Annotated in this window: 19 protein-coding genes, 1 tRNA gene and 1 pseudogene; 3 read left to right on the top strand and 18 right to left on the bottom strand. The window is 48.4% G+C overall.

Annotated features, from left to right (window positions below):
• Window positions 1-76: 76 nt before the first annotated feature.
• From gap to KNP88_RS04805, 4 genes are all read right to left on the bottom strand, one after another.
• A complete protein-coding gene (gap, locus tag KNP88_RS04790) occupies window positions 77-1087 on the bottom strand; it encodes a type I glyceraldehyde-3-phosphate dehydrogenase (RefSeq protein ID WP_088837744.1) in 1011 nt (336 codons plus the stop codon).
• Between the two features lie 53 nt (window positions 1088-1140).
• The gene (locus tag KNP88_RS04795; protein ID WP_029331355.1) at window positions 1141-2163 is read right to left on the bottom strand and encodes a sugar-binding transcriptional regulator; all 1023 of its coding nucleotides are present in this window, start codon (window positions 2161-2163) and stop codon (window positions 1141-1143) included.
• A gap of 118 nt (window positions 2164-2281) precedes the next feature.
• Window positions 2282-2545 (bottom strand): glutaredoxin family protein, encoded by a 264-nt coding sequence (locus KNP88_RS04800; protein ID WP_214892514.1) that lies wholly within the window; start codon window positions 2543-2545, stop codon window positions 2282-2284.
• A complete protein-coding gene (locus KNP88_RS04805) occupies window positions 2542-3708 on the bottom strand; it encodes an RNA polymerase factor sigma-54 (protein WP_251137127.1) in 1167 nt (388 codons plus the stop codon). The genes KNP88_RS04800 and KNP88_RS04805 overlap by 4 nt, the downstream gene beginning before the upstream one ends.
• Window positions 3709-3877: 169 nt before the next feature.
• Between KNP88_RS04805 and KNP88_RS04810 the strand changes: the two genes are divergently transcribed.
• Together KNP88_RS04810 and clpP are read left to right on the top strand one after the other, a co-directional pair.
• Window positions 3878-3953, top strand: a tRNA-Arg gene (locus KNP88_RS04810).
• Between the two features lie 179 nt (window positions 3954-4132).
• Window positions 4133-4717: pseudogene (clpP, locus tag KNP88_RS04815) on the top strand (ATP-dependent Clp endopeptidase proteolytic subunit ClpP); the annotation flags it as partial.
• Between the two features lie 140 nt (window positions 4718-4857).
• Here clpP and KNP88_RS04820 read toward each other — a convergent pair.
• From KNP88_RS04820 to hprK, 11 genes are all read right to left on the bottom strand, one after another.
• Window positions 4858-5094 carry a hypothetical protein gene (locus KNP88_RS04820; RefSeq protein WP_029331360.1) on the bottom strand — a complete coding sequence of 79 codons (237 nt, stop codon included), beginning with the start codon at window positions 5092-5094 and terminating at the stop codon, window positions 4858-4860.
• An 82-nt stretch (window positions 5095-5176) separates the two neighbouring features.
• Window positions 5177-6133 carry a DNA-binding protein WhiA gene (gene whiA / locus KNP88_RS04825; RefSeq protein ID WP_088837747.1) on the bottom strand — a complete coding sequence of 319 codons (957 nt, stop codon included), beginning with the start codon at window positions 6131-6133 and terminating at the stop codon, window positions 5177-5179.
• A complete protein-coding gene (locus KNP88_RS04830) occupies window positions 6130-7128 on the bottom strand; it encodes a gluconeogenesis factor YvcK family protein (RefSeq protein WP_029331362.1) in 999 nt (332 codons plus the stop codon). The genes whiA and KNP88_RS04830 overlap by 4 nt, the downstream gene beginning before the upstream one ends.
• Window positions 7128-7997, bottom strand: coding sequence for an RNase adapter RapZ (gene rapZ / locus KNP88_RS04835; protein ID WP_029331363.1), 870 nt, complete (start codon window positions 7995-7997; stop codon window positions 7128-7130). Before rapZ ends, KNP88_RS04830 begins: the two co-directional genes overlap by 1 nt.
• Before the next feature lie 112 nt (window positions 7998-8109).
• Window positions 8110-9072 carry a thioredoxin-disulfide reductase gene (gene trxB, locus KNP88_RS04840; protein WP_029331364.1) on the bottom strand — a complete coding sequence of 321 codons (963 nt, stop codon included), beginning with the start codon at window positions 9070-9072 and terminating at the stop codon, window positions 8110-8112.
• 60 nt (window positions 9073-9132) lie between these two features.
• Complete coding sequence (locus tag KNP88_RS04845; RefSeq protein WP_159173409.1) at window positions 9133-10614, bottom strand: tetratricopeptide repeat protein; 1482 nt, start codon at window positions 10612-10614, stop codon at window positions 9133-9135.
• Between the two features lie 98 nt (window positions 10615-10712).
• Window positions 10713-11093 (bottom strand): sporulation phosphorelay system protein KapB, encoded by a 381-nt coding sequence (gene kapB, locus KNP88_RS04850; RefSeq protein WP_088837750.1) that lies wholly within the window; start codon window positions 11091-11093, stop codon window positions 10713-10715.
• A 29-nt stretch (window positions 11094-11122) separates the two neighbouring features.
• Window positions 11123-11605: an acyltransferase gene (locus KNP88_RS04855; protein WP_088837751.1), complete on the bottom strand. Its 483-nt coding sequence runs from the start codon at window positions 11603-11605 to the stop codon at window positions 11123-11125.
• Complete coding sequence (ppaX, locus tag KNP88_RS04860; RefSeq protein WP_214892516.1) at window positions 11589-12245, bottom strand: pyrophosphatase PpaX; 657 nt, start codon at window positions 12243-12245, stop codon at window positions 11589-11591. Before ppaX ends, KNP88_RS04855 begins: the two co-directional genes overlap by 17 nt.
• 4 nt (window positions 12246-12249) lie before the next feature.
• A complete protein-coding gene (gene lgt / locus KNP88_RS04865; protein WP_088837753.1) occupies window positions 12250-13083 on the bottom strand; it encodes a prolipoprotein diacylglyceryl transferase in 834 nt (277 codons plus the stop codon).
• Entirely contained in the window at window positions 13083-14018 is a 936-nt protein-coding gene (hprK, locus tag KNP88_RS04870) for an HPr(Ser) kinase/phosphatase (protein ID WP_029331373.1), read from the bottom strand. The genes lgt and hprK overlap by 1 nt, the downstream gene beginning before the upstream one ends.
• A gap of 126 nt (window positions 14019-14144) precedes the next feature.
• On the opposite strand from hprK, the gene KNP88_RS04875 reads away from it, so the two are divergent.
• Window positions 14145-14537, top strand: a complete 393-nt coding sequence (locus KNP88_RS04875; protein WP_214892518.1) for a hypothetical protein — start codon at window positions 14145-14147, stop codon at window positions 14535-14537.
• Between the two features lie 160 nt (window positions 14538-14697).
• Here the strand turns inward: KNP88_RS04875 and KNP88_RS04880 are convergent, their stop codons facing one another.
• From KNP88_RS04880 to uvrB, 3 genes are all read right to left on the bottom strand, one after another.
• Window positions 14698-15804 (bottom strand): DUF4097 family beta strand repeat-containing protein, encoded by a 1107-nt coding sequence (locus KNP88_RS04880; RefSeq protein WP_029331375.1) that lies wholly within the window; start codon window positions 15802-15804, stop codon window positions 14698-14700.
• Window positions 15805-15912: 108 nt separating this feature from the next.
• Window positions 15913-18768: an excinuclease ABC subunit UvrA gene (gene uvrA, locus KNP88_RS04885; RefSeq protein WP_214892520.1), complete on the bottom strand. Its 2856-nt coding sequence runs from the start codon at window positions 18766-18768 to the stop codon at window positions 15913-15915.
• A 1-nt stretch (window position 18769) separates the two neighbouring features.
• On the bottom strand, window positions 18770-20737 hold the full coding sequence (gene uvrB / locus KNP88_RS04890) for an excinuclease ABC subunit UvrB (RefSeq protein WP_159173403.1): 1968 nt from the start codon (window positions 20735-20737) through the stop codon (window positions 18770-18772).
• Between the last annotated feature and the right edge of the window lie 67 nt (window positions 20738-20804).

A 20804-nucleotide genomic window follows, 5' to 3' on the forward strand; every position in this document is an offset into this window, starting at 1 on the left:
CTCCAGACTTTTTTTCGCAATAAGAGCGGAGACTGGTAGTTTCCGCTCTTATTCAATTGCTATTTAATTGCTCGAATTACTTAGCGATTTCTGCGAAGTGTTTGAGTGTACGAACGAGTTGGCTAGTGTAAGACATTTCGTTGTCATACCAAGCAACTGTTTTAACGAGTTGTTTGTCACCGACAGTAACAACTTTAGTTTGTGTTGCATCGAAGAGTGATCCGTAAGAGATACCAACGATGTCAGAAGAAACGATTTCGTCTTCAGTGTAACCGTAAGACTCGTTCGCTGCTGCTTTCATAGCTGCGTTAACTTCTTCAACTGTAACTTTTTTCTCAAGAACTGTTGTGAGCTCAGTGAGTGAACCTGTAGCGACTGGTACACGTTGTGCAGATCCGTCAAGTTTACCTTGAAGTTCTGGAAGAACGAGGCCGATTGCTTTAGCAGCACCAGTTGAGTTAGGAACGATGTTAGCAGCTGCTGCACGTGCACGACGGAAGTCACCTTTAGGGTGTGGAGCGTCGAGTGTGTTTTGGTCGCCAGTGTAAGCGTGGATAGTTGTCATAAGACCTTCAACGATTCCGTACTGATCTTGAAGAACTTTCGCCATTGGAGCGAGACAGTTCGTAGTACATGAAGCACCAGAGATAACTGTTTCAGTTCCGTCAAGAATTTCGTGGTTCGTGTTGTAAACGACAGTTTTCATGTCGCCAGTAGCAGGTGCTGAGATAACAACTTTTTTAGCTCCAGCTTTCAAGTGAAGTTCAGCTTTTTCTTTGTCTGTGAAGAAACCAGTACATTCGAGAACGATGTCAACACCGAGCTCGCCCCATGGAAGTTCTTCTGGGTTGCGGTTAGCAAGTGTTTTGATTTCTTTACCGTTTACGAGGAAGTATCCGTCGTGTACTTCAACTTCTCCGTCGAAACGACCTTGAGTCGTATCATATTTTAAAAGGTGTGCAAGCATTTTAGTGTCTGTGAGGTCGTTGATTGCGACTACTTCGATTCCTTCAAATTGAAGAATTTGACGAAGTGCCAAACGCCCGATACGTCCAAATCCGTTAATACCAACTTTTACTACTGCCATGATAATTTTCCTCCTTTTAGTGTAAAGCGAGTTATCTATTATTCAAAAGGGGGCTACCCTTTCAAAATCGTTGTTGCGGCTCCTTCATCCGTGATGAGGATGATGTTTGGAGACTGTTTGACGTAGGCATTGATCGCTTCTGCTTTCGAATGACCACCGGCGACAACCACGACGTGTTCGACTTTTTTCAAGTCGTCGAGTTGTAGTCCGACCGTTTTGACACGGTGGACGATGTTTCCGTCCCGATCAAAATAATATCCGAATGCTTCTGCGACGGCTTGCTCGTCTTCGAGCTGTTCCAAAAGAGCTGTCGAAGCACGACGACGTTTTGCCATCGTTTTTGCCTCACCAATTCCATGTACCACGATTGAAGCATCTTTAATCATCTGTAAGACATTTTTAATGCTCGGCTCCTCGACCATCTTGACGAATGTCTCGGTGCTGACCATGTCTGGAATGTGAAGCAGATGATAGTCGCTTTGGGCACGTGAAGCCATGCGTGAGCAGACCGTATTCGCTTGAAGTTCAAGCGTTTCGCCAAGACCGCCTCGTGCGGGTACAAACGTCATCGGACGATTTTCCTTATCGGGCGACATCATCGCCGCGACCGAAGCCATCGTCGTTCCACCTGTAACTGCAATCGTATTGTGGTCTTTTGAAAGTTCACGTTTTAAGCGGGCAACTGTCGCCCGTCCCATATCGCGTTGCACCCAGAAGGTTTGATCCGAATCACCCGGTACGATGACGACGTCTTTTACACCAAGCTTCTCTTTTAAGGCTTTCGCCATATCGGAGATCCCGGCGAGTTCCGCCATCACACTGTGCATGCTTCGTAATACCGTCCGCCCTTCATCCGTCAAGGACATGCCTTGCGTCGCAACTTCCAGTAAGTCTTGTTCTTTTAAGAAGTCGACTTCCCGACGTAGAACGCGTTCCGTCAAGCCAAGGCTCGTCGCAAGTGTTCGTCGTCCGATCGGTTGCATCAGGCGTACATAATGAAGAATGTCGTAACGTGTCTGCATTTCTTCAATCAGATCAGGCACGATTCGCTTTTGGATCTGTACTAACTGCCGAATCATGTAACTCCCGCTCCTCTCAAATTGCTGGACACTTTACGTCCCGCGTGTCATATCTTGTCCCACTTGGTACATTGCTATCATAACAGTACCTTGGTTTTGTTTCAAGTCTCGACCGTCATCTTTTTTCAAGTAAACGATTTCTTACCACCTCTGTCTCAAATTTTCCATGACTTAAGATTTCGTTTTGATGTGCGAGAACCGGTATTTCGTAGAGGTACTTCAGACTGAGCGCCGCATCGTTGTCAATGTTGATTTCTTCGAATGTCCATTCGGGAAATTCATCTAATACAAAATCGAGCAAGATGGCGGCTTCCTCACATAGTGTACAACCCGGACGTGAATAGAGTGTTAAGTGCATGTTTTCTTTTGATTGCATCATGGATTTTCCTCTCGTCTCTCGAAGTCCGCTTGGGTCAAACCAAGGGCTGCCCGATATTTCGCGACCGTTCGTCTCGCGACCGTAATCTCCTCCGCTGCGAGACGGTCCGTCAATTGTTGATCACTCATCGGAACAGGTGCGGCTTCGAGCAGTTGAGCGATCCGGACCTTAACTAAGAAACTCGACGTCCCGGTCGTCGTCCGTGAGACGAAAAAATCTTCGAGTAACATCGTGCCCTGAATCGTCTTGACCGTTTTGTTCGCAATCGCCCGTCCAACCGTCGACGGATGATGCCCCGTCACTTCCGCCACTTCTTTTTTCGTCAGTGGCGCGAGCTCGAGCTTTCCTTTAAACCAATTGACCTGTCGCTCGATGATGACGTCTAGAATCGCCCGAAGCGTCGTCCGTCTCCGTTCATATGCACTCAAGAACGGTCTTGCTTCCTCGAGGTCCGCCCAGCTCCGGTCGATTTCGAGATCAGACCAGTTGATCGTCAACTCGCCGTCACGGAATTCGATGTCTGCTTCCGGAATCGTCAGAACGGTCGTCTCCGGAAGGACCGGTGCTTTTGGTAACCGATCGAGCGCCGCTTTGATCCGTATCCGGTCTGTTGCATCATCGATGTCTTGAAGTACTTGTTTGACAGCAATTCCTTCATTCAAATCCGTCGCGACATCAATCAATAACGCGTCATCTAGTTCGAGCGCGTGCAACAACCGGCATTCATGCGCGGAACGTGCCGCAATTCCCGTCGGTTCACACCGTTGTAAAACGTGTCGTGCTTGTTTTACGAGACTGACGTCCGCCTCTAACAATGTTGCCAGTTGCGCATCCGTCGTCCGCAATAATCCATCCGTATCTAAGTACGTCATGAGTTGTTCCGCCATATATCCTATTTCCTGTCTGACCGATTCTAAACGTATTTGCTGAAGAAGCGTCGCTTCAAATGAAGCGACACGGTCTGCGACGCGGCCAAAATCAATGTCGATTGTTTTACTGAGATTATTCCGATAAGCGCTTGTCCGGCGTATGATTCGGTATACATGTTCTTCGAGTTCAGCAAATGATTCTTCAAGAATCGTCAACTGAAACAATTGGGACGTCGATAACGTCATTCGTTGCGTCTGTTCCTGGCGCTGTTCCATCGTCGGTTCTCCCTTCATTCCATTGCATCTTTAACTCTTCTATATAGTATAGAGGAAAAAAATCTTCCGACCGTCTAGAAAGTCCTCCTTAAGCATCTTTCGCCCGAAAAAAATGTTGAATTTATCAATCGAGTATTGCTTTCCTGAAAAAATGTCGGTATACTATTAATTGTTCAGTAAAAAACATGCACCCGTAGCTCAGGGGATAGAGCACTGGTTTCCGGTACCAGGTGTCGGGAGTTCAAATCTCTCCGGGTGTACCATCTTTGAATCTACAGGCAATGCCGTTCGCGGTATTGCCTTTTTTCTATATTGATATGTTTAATTCAATGCCATTCAGGAAAAATACATAAAAGTCGCATCGTATCTTTTGACCAATATTGACCAAAGGATTATGATAGGAATAAGTCGAATATGAGCTACATACCATCATAAGGAGGCAAAGACTATGTTAATTCCAACAGTCATCGAACAAACCAACCGCGGGGAACGTGCTTACGATATCTATTCACGTTTGCTCAAGGATCGTATCATTCTTCTCGGGAGCGCGATTGACGATAACGTCGCCAACTCAGTCGTTGCCCAGTTGCTCTTCTTAGCAGCAGAGGATCCAGATAAAGAAATCTCGCTTTACATCAACAGCCCGGGTGGATCAATTACGGCGGGTATGGCGATTTACGATACGATGAACTTCATCAAACCACAAGTTTCAACAATTTGTATCGGAATGGCCGCTTCAATGGGTGCGTTCCTCTTACAAGCAGGCGCAAAAGGAAAACGTTTTGCCCTTCCAAACGCTGAGATCATGATTCACCAACCGCTCGGCGGCACACAAGGACAAGCGTCAGACATTAAAATTCATGCAGAACGTATCATCAAAATGCGTGAACACTTAAACAAAATCATGGCAGAAAACACAGGACAACCCCTTGAAGTCATCGAACGCGATACAGAGCGCGATAACTTCATGTCTGCTCAAGCAGCAGCTGACTACGGTCTCATCGACCGCGTCATGGAACGTGCTTAATCTGTTAACCCGACCGACCGTTGATGTTTTTACATCAGCGGTCGTTTTTTTGTTGTCTTCAAAAAAAATCCTCTTCACGCCGGGCATGAACTTCATTGAATCATGAAAGTTCGTCCCGAACCTGAAAAGGATCGTTTGTGTTAGTCGATGAGATCTGTAATATCAGACACGATGTCGTGGTTTTCACGAATCAATGTGTAAATCCCGTTCGCATGTGGTGAAAGCTCTTCTTCTGCTTGCAATTGCTTAAGGAAGAGTGATGTTGCGAATGTCACGAGTGTACTTTTCGGTACACCGATTGATTTTGCTTTTTTCGTCAAGACTTCATCAAATTTCGCATCGACTGTCAGCGAAATACGTTTTTTTTCGTTAGCCATTTCAAAAACTCCTTAATTCGAACATTTAGTTGCATCGACTATATATTATAGTAGACTATGGTTCATCTCGCAAGTTTCCCCTTTAGAGCGCACCTGTCAACGACTCACCATTCCGGAGTTTATCCGCGATTTGATCAATTTTCCGCAATCGATGATTGATCCCTGATTTTGAGATGGAGCCGCTCTCGACCATCTCGCCGAGCTCTTGCAGCGTCACGTCTTGATGCGTCACGCGTAAAATCGCGATTTCCCGTAACTTGTCCGGTAAGACATCGAGTCCGACCGTCCGTTCGAGAAATTTGATGTTCTCCACTTGGCGGAGCGCTGCCCCGACCGTTTTGTTGAGGTTCGCTGTCTCACAGTTGACGAGACGATTGACCGAATTCCGCATATCTTTTAAAATCCGGACATCTTCAAAACGAAGCATCGAATGGGTCGCTCCGACTACCTTGAGAAAATCAGAGATTTTTTCACTCTCCTTGATGTAGAGGATGTGCCCTTTCTTACGCTCGATTGCTTTTGCATTCAAATCGAATTGGTTCGTCAAACTCCGAAGCGCCGCATTGTGATCCTCATAGAGACTGAAGATTTCTAAATGGTACGACGACGTCGCCGGATTGTTCAGTGACCCTCCGGCTAAGAACGCCCCCCGTAAATAGGCACGTGCCCGCCGTTCATCTTTTAAAATCGTATCGCTGATTGAACGAATCATCGTGAATCCTTCGCCGAGGATGCCTAAATCCTGCAGAATCTTATCGGCTTGTTGCTTCACGCGAACGATGTAGACGTTATTTTTTTTGAGGCGCATTTTCTTTCGGACGAGTAGATCCAGATGGACCCCGTATGCCCGTTTTAATAATGAATAAATCCGTCGCGCGATCGACGCATTTTCAGTCGAAATATCAAGTGTCAATCCGCGACCGAGTCCGAACGAAATCGCACCGTTCATCCGTGCGAGCGCCGCTAATTCCGCCTTCATCTCGTGATCCGTGATGGCAATCTGTGTTAATTCTTTTTTAACTTCTGAAGCAAAACTCACGTCAATTCCTCCTTCCCTTCGAGTTGACGCACCCGTCGAATCGATAATACTTTCCGCATGACGAGGCTCGCGACCGCGTCCGCGTCATGACGGATGAAATGATGGTTATAGTCGACGATATCGTCCGCGAGCACTTCAATTCCCGCCTCGACGAAACGTTCATCATCGTAAGTGACGATATCGGCATGATCTTTTTGGTATTTTCGCAAATAGCTTGCATCGATTGATTCGTTATTGACGATGATTGTATCGACGACACCTTGACCAAGAAAACGTTCGAGCGCAGTCAAGTGATCATTTGCCGTGAAGGCCGTCGTCTCACCCGGTTGCGTCATGACATTACAAATATAGACGACAGGTGCAAGCGATTGTTTAATCGCTTCCCGGATTTCATCAATCAAGACGTTCGGGATGATACTCGTGTAGAGACTCCCTGGTCCGAGGACGATGACATCGGCCTCAAGGATTGCTTGAATCGCCTCCGGTACCGGACGGACATCTTCTTCTTCCAAATAAATCCGCTCGATGACCTTTCCGACTTTCGGAATCAACGACTCGCCTTTGACAATCGTCCCGTCTTCGAACTCGGCACATAACGTAATCGTCCGCTCCGTCGCCGGATAGACTTTCCCTTCCGCATTCAACAGTTGTCCCATGACGCCAATCGCCTCGACGAACGAGCCGTTGCAGAGCTGCGTCGCAGCCGTCAGCATCAAGTTTCCGAGCGAGTGACCGTGAAGTCCTTCTCCCGTTTCAAAACGGTACTGCATGATCCGGTCCATCAATGTCTCGGACTTCGATAGCGAGACGATGACGTTTCGAATGTCACCCGGCGGCAACATGTTGAACTCTGTCCGTAAGCGCCCCGAGCTCCCCCCGTCATCTGCGACCGTGACGATGGCCGTGATGTCGAGCGGATAATGCTTCAGTCCACGCAAAAGAGTCGACAAGCCCGTTCCACCGCCAATCGCGACGACTTTCCGTTCCCATTTCATTACTTTTCCTCCTTCGCGTGAACATAATCCCGGTGATTCGTGACGACGTGATACTGGTTTTCAAATTCTTTACTGATTGCTTCCGCAAACGTAATCGAGCGGTGTTTACCACCTGTACAGCCAAGGGCGACGACGAGTTGCGATTTTCCTTCCCGTTCGTACTGGGGAATCAGGAACTCGAGCAAGTCGACGAGCTTTTTATAGAACAATTTCGCTTCCGGCCATTTCATGACGTATGACGATACTTCGAGATCGAGTCCCGTTTTCGGACGTAACTCCGGAATGTAAAACGGATTCGGCAGAAAACGAAGGTCAAAGACGAGATCGGCATCGAGCGGCAGTCCGTGCTTGAAACCAAATGACATCACATTGACGGTAAAGGGAATCCGTTCCCCTTCCGTAAATTCTTTGAGCAAGCGTTCTTTCAGTGCAAGCGGTTTGATGTCACTCGTATCAATCAGCATCTGTGCCTTGTCACGGAATCCTTCGAGCAACGTCCGCTCTCGCTCGATACCGATCAGTGGTGACGCAGTCGGCGCCAGTGGATGCGAACGCCGCGACTCTTTATAGCGGCGCACGAGGACGTCATTGCGTGCGTCTAAGTACAACATCCGAATCTGCAGGTTCGTTTTTTTCAAATCTTCGTAAACGACAAAGAAACTATCAATAAAATCACGAGCACGTGTATCGATGGCGACGGCAATTTTCGGACGGACTTGCCCAATCACTTCAATCAATTGCGGCAGTAACGTCGGTGGGAGATTGTCGACACAGAAGTAGCCTAAGTCCTCAAAGCTATTCATGGCGACACTCTTTCCAGCTCCACTCATTCCCGTGATGATGACCAATTGCGGTTGATTCTCTTCCATCTTTTCGCCCTCCAGACAACAGTTCCGCGTGTATTTTTTATTCCAAATTCAGTATAGCATAAAAAAAGAGCCAGCCTCATTGAAGTCCCCTCCAACAAAGCTGGTTCCTGTCTTACACCTGTGATGATTCCTGTAATTCCTCGAGTAACGCTTCGATATAATGCTGTGCATTTTGAGCAGCAATCGAACCATCATTCGTTGCCGTAACGACTTGACGGAGCGTTTTCTCACGGACGTCTCCAGCTGCGAAGATTCCTTTGATGTTTGACTCCATGCCTTCGTTCGTCACAACATATCCTTGATCGTTCAAGATACCAAGATCTTGGACGTAACCTGTGATCGGGTTCATTCCGATGTAGATGAAGACACCATCAATTGGATGTGTCGTCACATCTGCCGTTTTCGTATTGATTAAATCGATTGAACCGACTTTACCGTCTTGTTCGTTGATTTGTTTGACGGTATGGTTCCAGATGAAATCGATTTTCGGGTTATCGAACGCACGTTTTTGAAGAATTTTTTGTGCACGTAATTCTTCACGACGGTGGACGATTGTGACTTTTTTCGCGAAACGTGTCAAGTAGACACCTTCCTCGACCGCTGAATCCCCACCACCGATGACGAACAATTCTTTTTCTTTAAAGAAAGCTCCGTCACAAACGGCACAATACGAGACACCACGACCGCCGAGCTCTTCTTCGCCCGGTACACCGATTTTCTTATATTGTGCGCCCGATGCGATGATGATCGCACGCGCATGATAATCTTTGTTGTGTGCATGGACCGTTTTAAAAGCACGTCCATCCTCGATGCTACGGACGTCACCGTACGCGTATTCTGCGCCGAATGCTTTCGAGTGATCGAACATTTTTTGTGAAAGGTCCGGTCCGAGGATGCTGTCGTATCCCGGATAGTTCTCGATATCTTCCGTGTTGGCCATTTGACCGCCTGGAATACCGCGTTCGATCATCAATGTTGAAAGGTTTGCGCGTGATGCGTAAAGTGCTGCCGTCATTCCGGCAGGACCTGCGCCGATGATGATGACATCATAAATTTTTTCAGCAGTTTCTGTCATGTTTCCACCCCATCTTAAGTTTCATTGTAATTTGAGTATAGGTGAGAATATGGCAAACGTCTAACATTTTGCCCGAGCAGGTGTCAGGTGTTGTTTGTAGGCACGAATCGTCATCGCCACCTCGTCAAAGGAGACATCGACCAGTTCGGCACACTCTTCAATCAACATTCCTTCACGCAATTCATGAAACAGATGGATTAACGCAGCGGCTGAACCTTCAACCGAGTCGAACGTTTCGCCACTGAGGACGAGTCGGGCAAACCGTTCATAAAAATCGCCTTCGAGGCTCATCCGCTCTTCGTCAGATACGTAATGTTCTGCGAGACGAATCGTCTGTAAGGCACGATGAATCCGTTCATCGACGATATCGCTCCGTCCATTCATCTCATGCAAAATTTGTTCTGTCAGCTGCAGGACATCTTCGTGATCCGTTACTTCCGGCATCATCGAAAGGGCCAACCGTGCTTCCTCGTCATTTAGTTTCCCGAGTAACAAAGCCGTGAAAATGCGTGAGACATCATCTTCCGTTTTCAACGCTTGAATCAAGGCTGAACGAAACTGAAGGTTATGACGAATGTCGTATGCCTCTTGTTCTTCCCGTAAGCTCGCGGCTTCTTTTGATTGTAAGAAGGCTGCGGCTTCTTCGATATGTCCCGTTTTGAATGCAGAAATCGATAACCAGTGACCGAATAGTGGGTCGCCTCGGTAGCCACGGCGTTCGAGCAATTTCAATTCTTCGTACGCTAAGTCATGACGACCGATGATCGCAAGAGTCGATGCGACTTTATAACGTGTTTCAAGATTGACGGAACGAACGTGTTCGAGCTTCCGTGACAGACGGTGCGCTTCTTCATCCTGCCCCATCTCATGTAAGAGAACGAGCGTATTACAAAGCGCGTGGAGATTTCCCGGATTTCCTTCTAAGACGCGTTCAAGCGAATGGAAAGCCCGGTCATTTTCACCGAGATAAAATTCGACGATTGCCAAGTTATTGTAGGCTGGCCAAAATGTCGGGTACGTCGCGATCAAGGACTCGAGTGTGTCCTGTGCTGCAAACAACATCCCTTTATCGATTTGGCGCTGGGCTTGTGCATGGAGACGAATCAACTCATCTTCATCGTCATCCTCAAGCTCTTGCTCAAGATCAATCAATTCCACGAGTGCGGCCGATGCCTCTGCGTGTTTGCCTGCCGGCGCATGTTTTAAATATTCGAGCGCATATTCTTTTGCTTCTTCATATAAAGAAACGTGCGCATAGTTGTTCGCTAAATAAAAGAGTGATTCGGTATTTGACTCATCGAGTGCACGGACACGTTTCAATACATCGTTCGCATGATTGATTTCTCCCGTTTCGAACAGGACACGTGCGTAACGTAGTAGGTAACGGACATCTTCTGGTTGAAGCGTCGTCGCTTCGTCAAGATGATAGACCGCCTCTTCGAGTCTCCCTTCCCGATGCGCCTTCCGTCCGCGAAAATAAAAAAGTTCCGCTTGGCGCGTTGTAATCGCAAAGGGGTCTGCTTTGTATTCCGTTAATTCCATAGTGATTCAAGCCCCCATAATATAAATCTAGTTTCGTAGTTGCAGAGACAAGAATAACCTATCTCGGATAGCGTTGCAACAGAAAAAAACGCCGGGGTTTACGCCCAGCGTTTCGCATAAATGGTTTCGAGTTCCTTGTAGTTCTCTAAGCATTTTCGTACAAAAGCATCTTCTTGCGGATTCTTGTTTTGCAGACGCTCAACATCTTTTTCGAATGCTTGGCGTAAGCTGTCGGAATACGCTGGAATCTCTCCGTCATATGCATAGACGACGCTTGGAGAAACCGTGATTTTTTCGTGTTGATGTAAGGCGGTACGGATATGGAAGAGCGGTACGTCAACTTGGTTCGGTTGATGCAGATCACCTTGCGTCGGATGTTTCTCGACGGCGAGGACTTCAACGACGAGACCTTGTGGACGTTCTGCGAATAATCTTCCGAAATACTTTCCTGTCTTATAGGTGAAGCGAATATAATTCATTGCGGATCGACCTCCTTCTCACAGTTTCGTCACATTTCATGCCGGCGAAGCGGCTGACTCGAGACGCGTTCGTTCGGTAAGATGTCCCGGTGAACGACGGAACCGGCACCGATGACAGCACCGTCCCCGATCGTCACCCCTGGTAAAATCGTCACGTTCGCGCCGATTAAGACGTCACTACCGATCGTCACGTTACCGACCCGATACTCGGTCGTCAAATACTCATGACAGAGAATCGTCGTGTTGAAGCCGATGATCGTATTCGAGCCAATCGAGATTCGTTCCGGGAACATCGTGTCCGGCATCACCATCAAGGCAAGCGCCGTCCGGTCGCCGATCTTCATCCGGAGACACGTCCGGTACAAGCCATTCTTAAAGCGGAGCGACGGCGAAAAGCGCCCGATTGTAATGATGAGGAAACACCACATGACCTTGAAGAACGAAACCGTCCGGTACATGTGCCATAACGGATTCGTCGCCCCGACGTGATAGCGATCAGTCCGCCGTGCCATTTTGCGCCTCGATCCAGTCACTCAAGTGTTCCATCGAGTCGATGATGACGCTTGGCTCTAATGCTTCGAGATACGAACGACCTTTAATTGCCCAGCCGACCGCAACGGTTTTCAACCCGGCATTTTTCCCGCCGTTGATATCCGTGTCGTTATCCCCGACCATGATTGTCTCGTCTGTTGTCGAACCGAGGAGTGCCATCGCTTTTTCAAATGGTTCGACGGCTGGTTTTTCTTCCGTCACATCGTCTGCTGCGATGATCGTCTCAAACAGTGACGTCAGTCCGAACAGCTCAATCCCTTTTAAGGCGACGCGACGACTTTTTGACGTCACGATCGCCATCTTGTAGCCCTGTTCCTTCAAGCGGCGTAAACCGTCGAGGACACCCGGATATTCAAGGACGAGTGCGTCATGCATCGCGATGTTATAGCTGCGGTAAAAGGCGACCATTTCTTTCCACTGCTTGGCGTTGAGCTCCGAAAATGATTTTTCCAGTGTCGGACCGATGAACGGAAGCAATTCTGCCTCCGTAAACGTCCGTTCCGGATAGTAGTAACTGAGCGTATGTTCAAAACTTTTTAGAATCAACGGGTTCGTATCAATCAACGTACCGTCTAAATCAAATAGAATCGTATTAATCATCGTTTCACTTCGCCTCCCGTGTCGTTCCATCCAAGTAGCGGACAGCATTTTTCCGGATGACCATCATGACGAGTCCGAAGACGATTAAACAAATCGAGACGATTTGTGCCGTCCGCAGTCCGTCCCCCATCAACAGACTATCCGTCCGGAGCCCTTCAATATAGTAACGTCCAATCGAGTACCAGACGAGATAACCGAGGAAGACGTAGCCGCGACGCGGATTGAACTTCATCCGCCAGACGATCAACAAGATGACGCCGATGATGTTCCAAATGCTCTCATAGAGGAACGTCGGCACGTAATAGACGCCGTCGATGTACATCTGATTGACGATCCAGTTCGGCAAGTGCAACGTATCTTGCAGGAACGACCATGTCGTCTCTCCCCCGTGCGCTTCTTGGTTGAAGAAGTTACCCCAACGTCCGACCGCTTGACCAAACAGGAGTGACGGTGCCAGGATATCGGCGATTTGCCAAAACGAAATGTTTTTCTTTCGCGTATACAGGATGACTGTCAAAATCGCCCCGATGATGGCACCGTGAATCGCGATTCCGCCTTGGCGGATGTTGATGATTTGATCGAGATGTTGACCGTAATACTGCCACTCGAAAGCCACATAGTAAATCCGGGCACAGATGATGCTGATCGGAATCGACCAGATGACGACATCGACCGCGTATTCTTCGTTGAAACCGATTCGCTTCGATTCGAAGATCGCGATCATCAAGCCGACGATTGCGCCCAAGGCGATGACGACACCATACCAATAGATTGGAATCGGACCGAGTTCAATCGCGACGCGGTCGAATGTCGGTTGTACCGTTGCGAGTGTCCCCATCATAGACCACCATTCCCGTCTTCGATCGCTTGCGCGAGACGTCCGGCGAATTCTTCTGCTGTGTTGATGCCCATATTTTTCAGACGATAGTTCATCGCCGCGACTTCGATGATGACGGCAAGGTTACGCCCGGGACGAACCGGAATCGTCAAAAACGGAATTTCCGTATCGATGATTTGTAACGTCTCTTGATCAAGACCGACGCGGTCATAGACTTTCGTTTGATCCCAAATTTCCAGATTACAGACGAGGCTGATTTTTTTATGCGACCGTACGGCACCTGCACCGAACAACGTCATGACGTCGATGATGCCGATTCCGCGAATCTCAAGGAGATGCTGAATCAATTTCGGCGCTGTCCCGACTAAGATGCCGTCACCCGTCTGACGAATTTCAACGGAGTCGTCCGCGACAAGGCGGTGTCCCCGTTTGACGAGTTCGAGTGCCGTTTCGGATTTACCGACACCACTTGCCCCTTTGATGAAGACGCCGACCCCGTAAATATCGACGAGGACGCCGTGCATCGCTGTCGTCGGGGCGAGTTCCGCTTCGAGGAAGTTCGTGATTTGAGATTCGACCGATGTCGTATGTCCCTTCGTCGTCAAGAGCGGTACGTTCGTTTCGTCAGCTGCTTTGATGATCGCTTCCGGCACCTCAAACCCGCGCGTCACTAAAATCCCTGGTGTTTCATCTGTACAGAGGACGTTTGCTCGTTCGAGCTGTTCCTCATACGTCAGGTTGTTGAAAAACGTCAATTCTGTTTTCCCGAGGACTTGCAAACGTTCTGCCGGATAATACGCATAATAACCAGCGAGGACGAGGCCCGGTCGACAGAGATCAGCCGTCAAAATCGGACGATGTAGTCCTTCTTCTCCGGTGACAATTTTTAAATTGAATTGCTTTACGATTTCAGCTGTTCGCACTTTTGCTTGCACGCTCAATCAGCCCCTTTCACTTGAAGTATTGTACCATATTTTTGCTAAAATCAATGAATTCGATTAGAAGCTGACCATCTTGGGAATTGAATACAGTTAGAAACAAATCAAAGGAGGGGTTTTATAATGATGAATATGTCAGGTAGTGGTATCGGAATGATTATCATTATGATTTTATGCGGGATCCTTGCAATCCTCGGACTCGTCTACATCATCATCTCGTTAATCGATATGTGGAAGTCCTATTCGCGTGATCAAAATCAGACATCGCTCTTATTTTTCATCATCTCACTGGTCGGAATCGTGCTAAGTGGTCCATTTATTTCACTCATTCTCGCAATCGTCTTTTATTGGAACCGGGCGCGCACCAAAAGTTGGATGGGAATCGGCTTAATTATTGCCGCAATCATCCTCGCTATCGTCGGTGTCATCACATTCATTTCATTCGGGTACGACATGAACAACTTCGACAATATGAACTGGGACGAACCAATGATGGATGAAGACTATAACTACTAATCAAAAAGAAGGGGATGCGCATCATTTAGATGGCATCCCCTCCTTTTTGACTGTAGTCACACATTATTTTTTGATTACGATGCTTAATCATACATTTGCATCAGGAAGCGATTAAAAAATCCCGCCGGCTCCGGTTTCAGGAAGCAGGCGGGATTTTTGATTAGAACGCTTGCGGACTTAAGTGAACACCGTGCGTCACGGAAATCGTTCCCGTTTTCGTATCGGCTTCGACTTCAATCTTCGGCGTCCGGTCACGACCGGAGACGAAATGCAGTTTACGGTTCACGACATCTTTTTGGTCGCGAATCACTTCCATCTCATCGAGGTTACAATTCAACCCACCAAAGTTTGTTTCCAGCTCACCATATACTTCAGCACCATGCGGCAACATCAAAGCGATGCTTCCCGCGAGTGACGACGCTTGAATCTTCGCGTCATGGGCTGTCTTGAGTTCACAACGGACATTGCCGTTCGCGGTTTTCAGCTCAGAACGTTCAAAAACCCCGTTCGCGATGATTTGACCATTCGCCGTCTTCGCTTTTAACATTTTGACTTCTGACTCTTCGACTTCAATCGAACCGTTCGCCGTCGAAGCTTTCAAATCCTCACTGTAAAGATCGCGGACATGGATCCGTCCGTTCGCTGTCATCAGTTGAACGCTCGTCGCGTCAAGCGACGACAACGTAATCTCACCATTCAACGTCTGTAACACGAACGCCTCGTAGTGACGACGCGGAACTTTTAAGTGGATCGTCGCCCGGACGCGTTTATCTTTCAAGCGAATCGATAGCGTGTTAGCGGAGACGGAATGTTGAAGCGACGCTTGAAGTTGTTCGAGCGCTTGCTCCTCATTGACTTGGCGAAGCGGACGCCCCGTCACCGTCAACTCACACTCCTCTAAATCACTTGGTTCGACAACGGCATTGGCATTAAATAAATCCAAATGAATCGTCTCTCCACTGAATGGGAATTGTTTGACGTACGTGACGTTCGGACCGGACGTCTGATTTAATGAGAGATCACTCTCTTTAATCCGGTTGACGAGACCATCAAAAGCAGACATCACTTTCGACGTCAGTGAATCAACCGTGTAATGATCGACGCGGTCGTACTGTTCCGGTTCATCGACATACTTATGATTACTTGCTGTCGTCGATTGTTGTTGATCGAGTGCTTCAAGGCGTTCGAGCTTATCGAGTGCCTCATCGATCGTCAACTTTCCTTCTTTTACCTGTTCAAGTATCAACTGACGCATATCTTGTTTCATGAACATTCCCCTCCTATTTTCTGAACACGCTATGACGCAGGAAAACTTATTCACTCTTTCGTTCTACTTCCCTTACTTCCCTTTTACGAATCCTCCATCAAAAAAGTTTCATGATTCGATTCGGGCTGCGTCCCGTTCCAAAACAGGTGCCAAGTAATGTCCTGTATACGATTCCTTGACTTGCACGATGTCTTCCGGTGTTCCGGTTGCAACGATCATACCTCCACCATCGCCACCTTCCGGACCAAGATCAATCAAGTAATCCGCCGTCTTAATGACGTCGAGGTTATGCTCGATGACGAGGACCGTATCGCCGTTGTCGACGAGGCGTTGCAAGACTTTCAACAGGCGGGCGATGTCATGGACATGCAGTCCCGTCGTCGGTTCGTCGAGAATGTAAATCGTTTTCCCGGTCGACCGCTTATGCAGTTCCGAAGCAAGCTTCACGCGTTGTGCTTCACCGCCTGACAGTTCCGTCGCCGGCTGTCCGAGACGCATGTACGTCAATCCGACGTCAGCAATCGTTTGCAGCTTCCGGCTGATTTTCGGAATTTTTTCGAAGAACTCGAGTCCCTCTTCAACTGTCATCTCAAGAACGTCCGAAATCGTTTTACCTTTATATTTTACTTCGAGCGTCTCGCGGTTATACCGTTTCCCGTGACAGACTTCACACGGAACGTAGACGTCCGGCAAGAAATGCATCTCGATTTTAATGATCCCGTCTCCGCGACACGCTTCACACCGGCCACCTTTGATGTTGAAACTGAAGCGTCCTTTTTTATAGCCGCGTAACTTCGCTTCGTTCGTCGAAGCGAAAACATCACGAATGTCGTCAAAGACACCGGTATACGTCGCCGGGTTCGAACGTGGTGTCCGACCGATCGGAGATTGGTCGATGTCGATGACTTTATCGATTTGGTCGAGTCCTGTGATGCCTTTATGCGCTCCCGGCTTTTCTTTTGCCCGGTTCATCTCATGTGCAATCGTCTTGTAGAGAATTTCATTAATCAATGTCGACTTCCCGGAACCTGATACTCCGGTCACGGCAACGAACAAGCCGAGCGGGATATCGACGTCGACATTTTTCAAGTTATTTTCTGACGCTTTTTTAATCCGTAACGCCCGTCCGTCCGGTTGTTTCCGTTCAGTCGGCACAGGAATGAACTTCTTCCCCGACAAATATTGTCCGGTCAGTGAATTCGCGTCGTTCATCAATTCTTCCGGTCGACCGGCCGCTGTGACGAAGCCACCGTGATCACCGGCACCGGGTCCGATATCAATCAGGTAATCCGCTGCCATCATCGTGTCTTCATCATGTTCGACGACGATCAACGTATTTCCGAGATCGCGCATCGTTTTCAGCGTACTGATCAATCGGTCGTTATCACGTTGGTGTAAGCCGATTGACGGTTCATCAAGGACATAGAGGACACCTGTCAGACGGGAGCCGATTTGTGTCGCGAGACGAATCCGTTGCGCTTCGCCACCGGACAATGTGCCGGCAGCACGGGAAATCGTCAAATAATCGAGACCGACGTTTTCTAAGAACGACGACCGTTCATGAATCTCGCGGACAATCATCCGTGAAATCGTTTGATCTTTTTCCGATAGTTTCGTCGGCAACTCTTCGAACCAAATGACAGCTTGCTTGACTGACATCTTCGTCACTTCTCCGATGTGGATACCGGATACTTTGACGGCAAGCGATTCGCGTTTCAGACGATGCCCTTTACAGGTCGGACATGCTTTTTTCGCCATGTATCCTTCCATCTGCTCGCGGATGAAATCCGACGACGTCTCCTTGTAACGACGCTGCAAGTTATTCAAGACACCTTCAAAGAACAGATCCGTGTTGCGGACCATGCCAAAGTCATTTTCATAACGGAAGTGAATTTCTTCTTTCGAGCTGCCGTTTAAGATGATGTCGCGTTGTTCGTCTGACAACTGTTCGAACGGCGTATCCATGTCGATTTTAAAGTGCTCACAGACTGCTTTGAGCAGTTGCGGATAATATTGTGAGCTCGTTGGTTCCCACGCGACGATCGCCCCTTCGTTGAGTGACTTGTCTGCATGCGGTACGACAAGATCGACATCGACTTCAAGTTTCGTCCCGAGTCCGTCACATGAGGCACAGGCCCCGAATGGCGAATTGAACGAGAACATCCGTGGTTCGAGTTCTCCGATTGAGAAACCACAAATGGGACACGCATGATGCTCACTGAAAAGTAGCTCATTGCCATCCATCGTATCGACGATGACACGTCCATCCGCGAGGCGGAGTGCTGTTTCGAGTGAGTCGGCGAGCCGTGATTCGACGTCCGGTCGGACGACGACACGGTCGACGACGACTTCAATCGAGTGTTTCTTATTTTTTTCGAGTGCGATGTCATCCGTTAAATCAATCGTATCGCCATTGACACGGACACGGACGAAGCCCTCTTTTTTCAAATCTTCAAAGACTTTGACATGCGCCCCTTTTCGTCCGGAAACGATCGGTGCCAAAATCTGCAACCGTGACCGCTCAGGTAACTCCATCACTTGGTCGACCATCTGACTGATCGTTTGACTCGAGATCTCAATCCCGTGGTTCGGACAGATCGGTTTGCCGATTCGCGCATACAGCAGACGGAGGTAATCATAAATCTCCGTCACCGTCCCGACAGTCGAGCGGGGGTTTTTACTCGTCGTCTTTTGATCGATTGAAATTGCCGGACTAAGTCCCTCAATCGCATCGACATCCGGTTTATCCATCTGCCCTAAAAACTGGCGTGCATAAGCGGAGAGGCTTTCGACATAACGTCGTTGCCCTTCCGCATAAATCGTATCGAACGCGAGTGATGACTTCCCGGATCCCGATAAGCCCGTCAAGACGACGAGCTGATCGCGCGGGATTTCGACATCGATATTTTGAAGGTTATTGACGCGAGCGCCTTTGATGATAATCTTATTTTTCTTGTCTCCCAACTTAGGCACCTGCTTTCAATTCTAATATAAGATCTCGAAGCTCTGCTGCGCGCTCGAATTGCATGTCTTTCGCTGCTTGTCGCATCTCTTGATCCAACTGTTCGAGTAGCGTTTCGCGCTCCGGTTTTTTCAGTTTATTGAATTTCTCCAGTTTTTCGACCGTATCATCACTTTCAATCGTCGTACTGATGACACCGCGAACATCTTTTTGAATCGTTTTCGGCGTAATGCCGTGTTCTTTATTGAACGCGAGCTGAATGTTGCGCCGACGTTCCGTCTCATCCATCGCCCGTTGCATCGAATCCGTAATCTTGTCTGCAAACAGGACAACGTGCCCTTCCGAGTTCCGGGCCGCCCGTCCGATCGTCTGAATCAATGATCGCTCGGACCGTAAGAAACCTTCTTTATCTGCATCGAGAATCGTCACGAGCGACACTTCCGGAATATCGAGTCCTTCACGAAGCAGGTTGATCCCGACGAGGACGTCATACTTACCAAGCCGCAGATCGCGAATGATTTCAATCCGTTCGAGTGTCTTGATTTCCGAGTGCATGTAGTTGACCTTAACACCGTTCTCTTTTAAATAATCGGTCAAGTCTTCCGACATTTTTTTCGTCAATGTCGTCACGAGAACCCGTTCATTTTTCGCGACGCGGTCCCGGATGTTGTCCATCAAGTAATCGATTTGCCCCGTGATCGGATGAATCTCGATTGTCGGATCGACGAGTCCCGTCGGACGAATGATTTGTTCGACCATCTCTTTTGAGTGCTCGAGCTCATAAGGTCCCGGCGTCGCTGAGATATAAATTGCTTGACTGACCTTTTCTTCAAACTCTTCAAAACGAAGCGGCCGGTTATCTTTCGCTGACGGCAAACGGAAACCGTGGTCGACGAGGACTTGTTTCCGCGCCTGGTCACCGTTATACATCCCGCGGATTTGCGGTAACGTGACGTGCGACTCATCGGCGACGAGCAAGAAGTCTTTCGGGAAGTAATCGATGAGCGTATACGGCGTCGATCCTTCCGGCATCAGGTTTAAATGACGGGAATAGTTTTCGATTCCTGAGCAGTAACCCATTTCACGCATCATCTCGAGATCGTAGTTCGTCCGTTGCTCAAGACGTTGCGCTTCGAGTAACATCCCGTCTTCACGCATCTTCGCGAGTTGCGTCTCAAGTTCGACTTCGATGTTCGCGATTGCTTTTTGAAGACGTGTGTCCCCCGTCACGAAGTGGGACGCCGGGAAGATTGAGATATGTTCACGGTCGGCGATGATTTCACCTGTCAACGGATCCATGTCGCGAATCCGTTCGATTTCGTCACCAAAAAATTCGACACGGACACATTGTTCGTCTCGTGACGCCGGGAAAATCTCGACAACGTCTCCACGGACACGAAACCGCCCGCGCTGGAAGTCGATGTCATTTCGTTCATATTGAATGTCAATCAAACGACGGAGCATCTCGTTACGCCCCATCTCGTTGCCGACACGAAGCGATAACACGTGATTATTGTATTCTTCCGGGTTACCGAGACCGTAGATACACGAGACGGACGCAACGATCAAGACGTCATCACGCTCAAACAAAGCAGACGTCGCCGAGTGACGGAGTTTATCAATCTCATCGTTGATGGACGAGTCTTTTTCGATGAACGTGTCCGTCGACGGGACATACGCTTCCGGTTGATAGTAATCATAAAAGCTGACGAAGTACTCGACCGCGTTGTTCGGGAAAAATTCTTTGAACTCTGAGTACAGTTGCCCGGCCAGTGTTTTATTATGCGCCAGGACTAACGTCGGCTTTTTAATCTCTTTGATGACGTTCGAGACGGTGAACGTCTTACCGGTTCCGGTCGCTCCGAGCAACGTTTGATGCCGCTCGCCGTTCTTGACGCCGGTGACCAATTGTTTAATGGCAGCCGGCTGATCGCCGCCTGGTTCAAATGGTGACACTAACTCAAAATCCATCGCTAACTTCCCCCTCATTCCGTAAAAAATCTATCTTTATTGTATCACTTTACGAACAAACATTCGA

This window comes from Exiguobacterium sp. H66, from assembly GCF_018618705.1.
GTDB lineage: Bacteria > Bacillota > Bacilli > Exiguobacteriales > Exiguobacteriaceae > Exiguobacterium_A > Exiguobacterium_A oxidotolerans.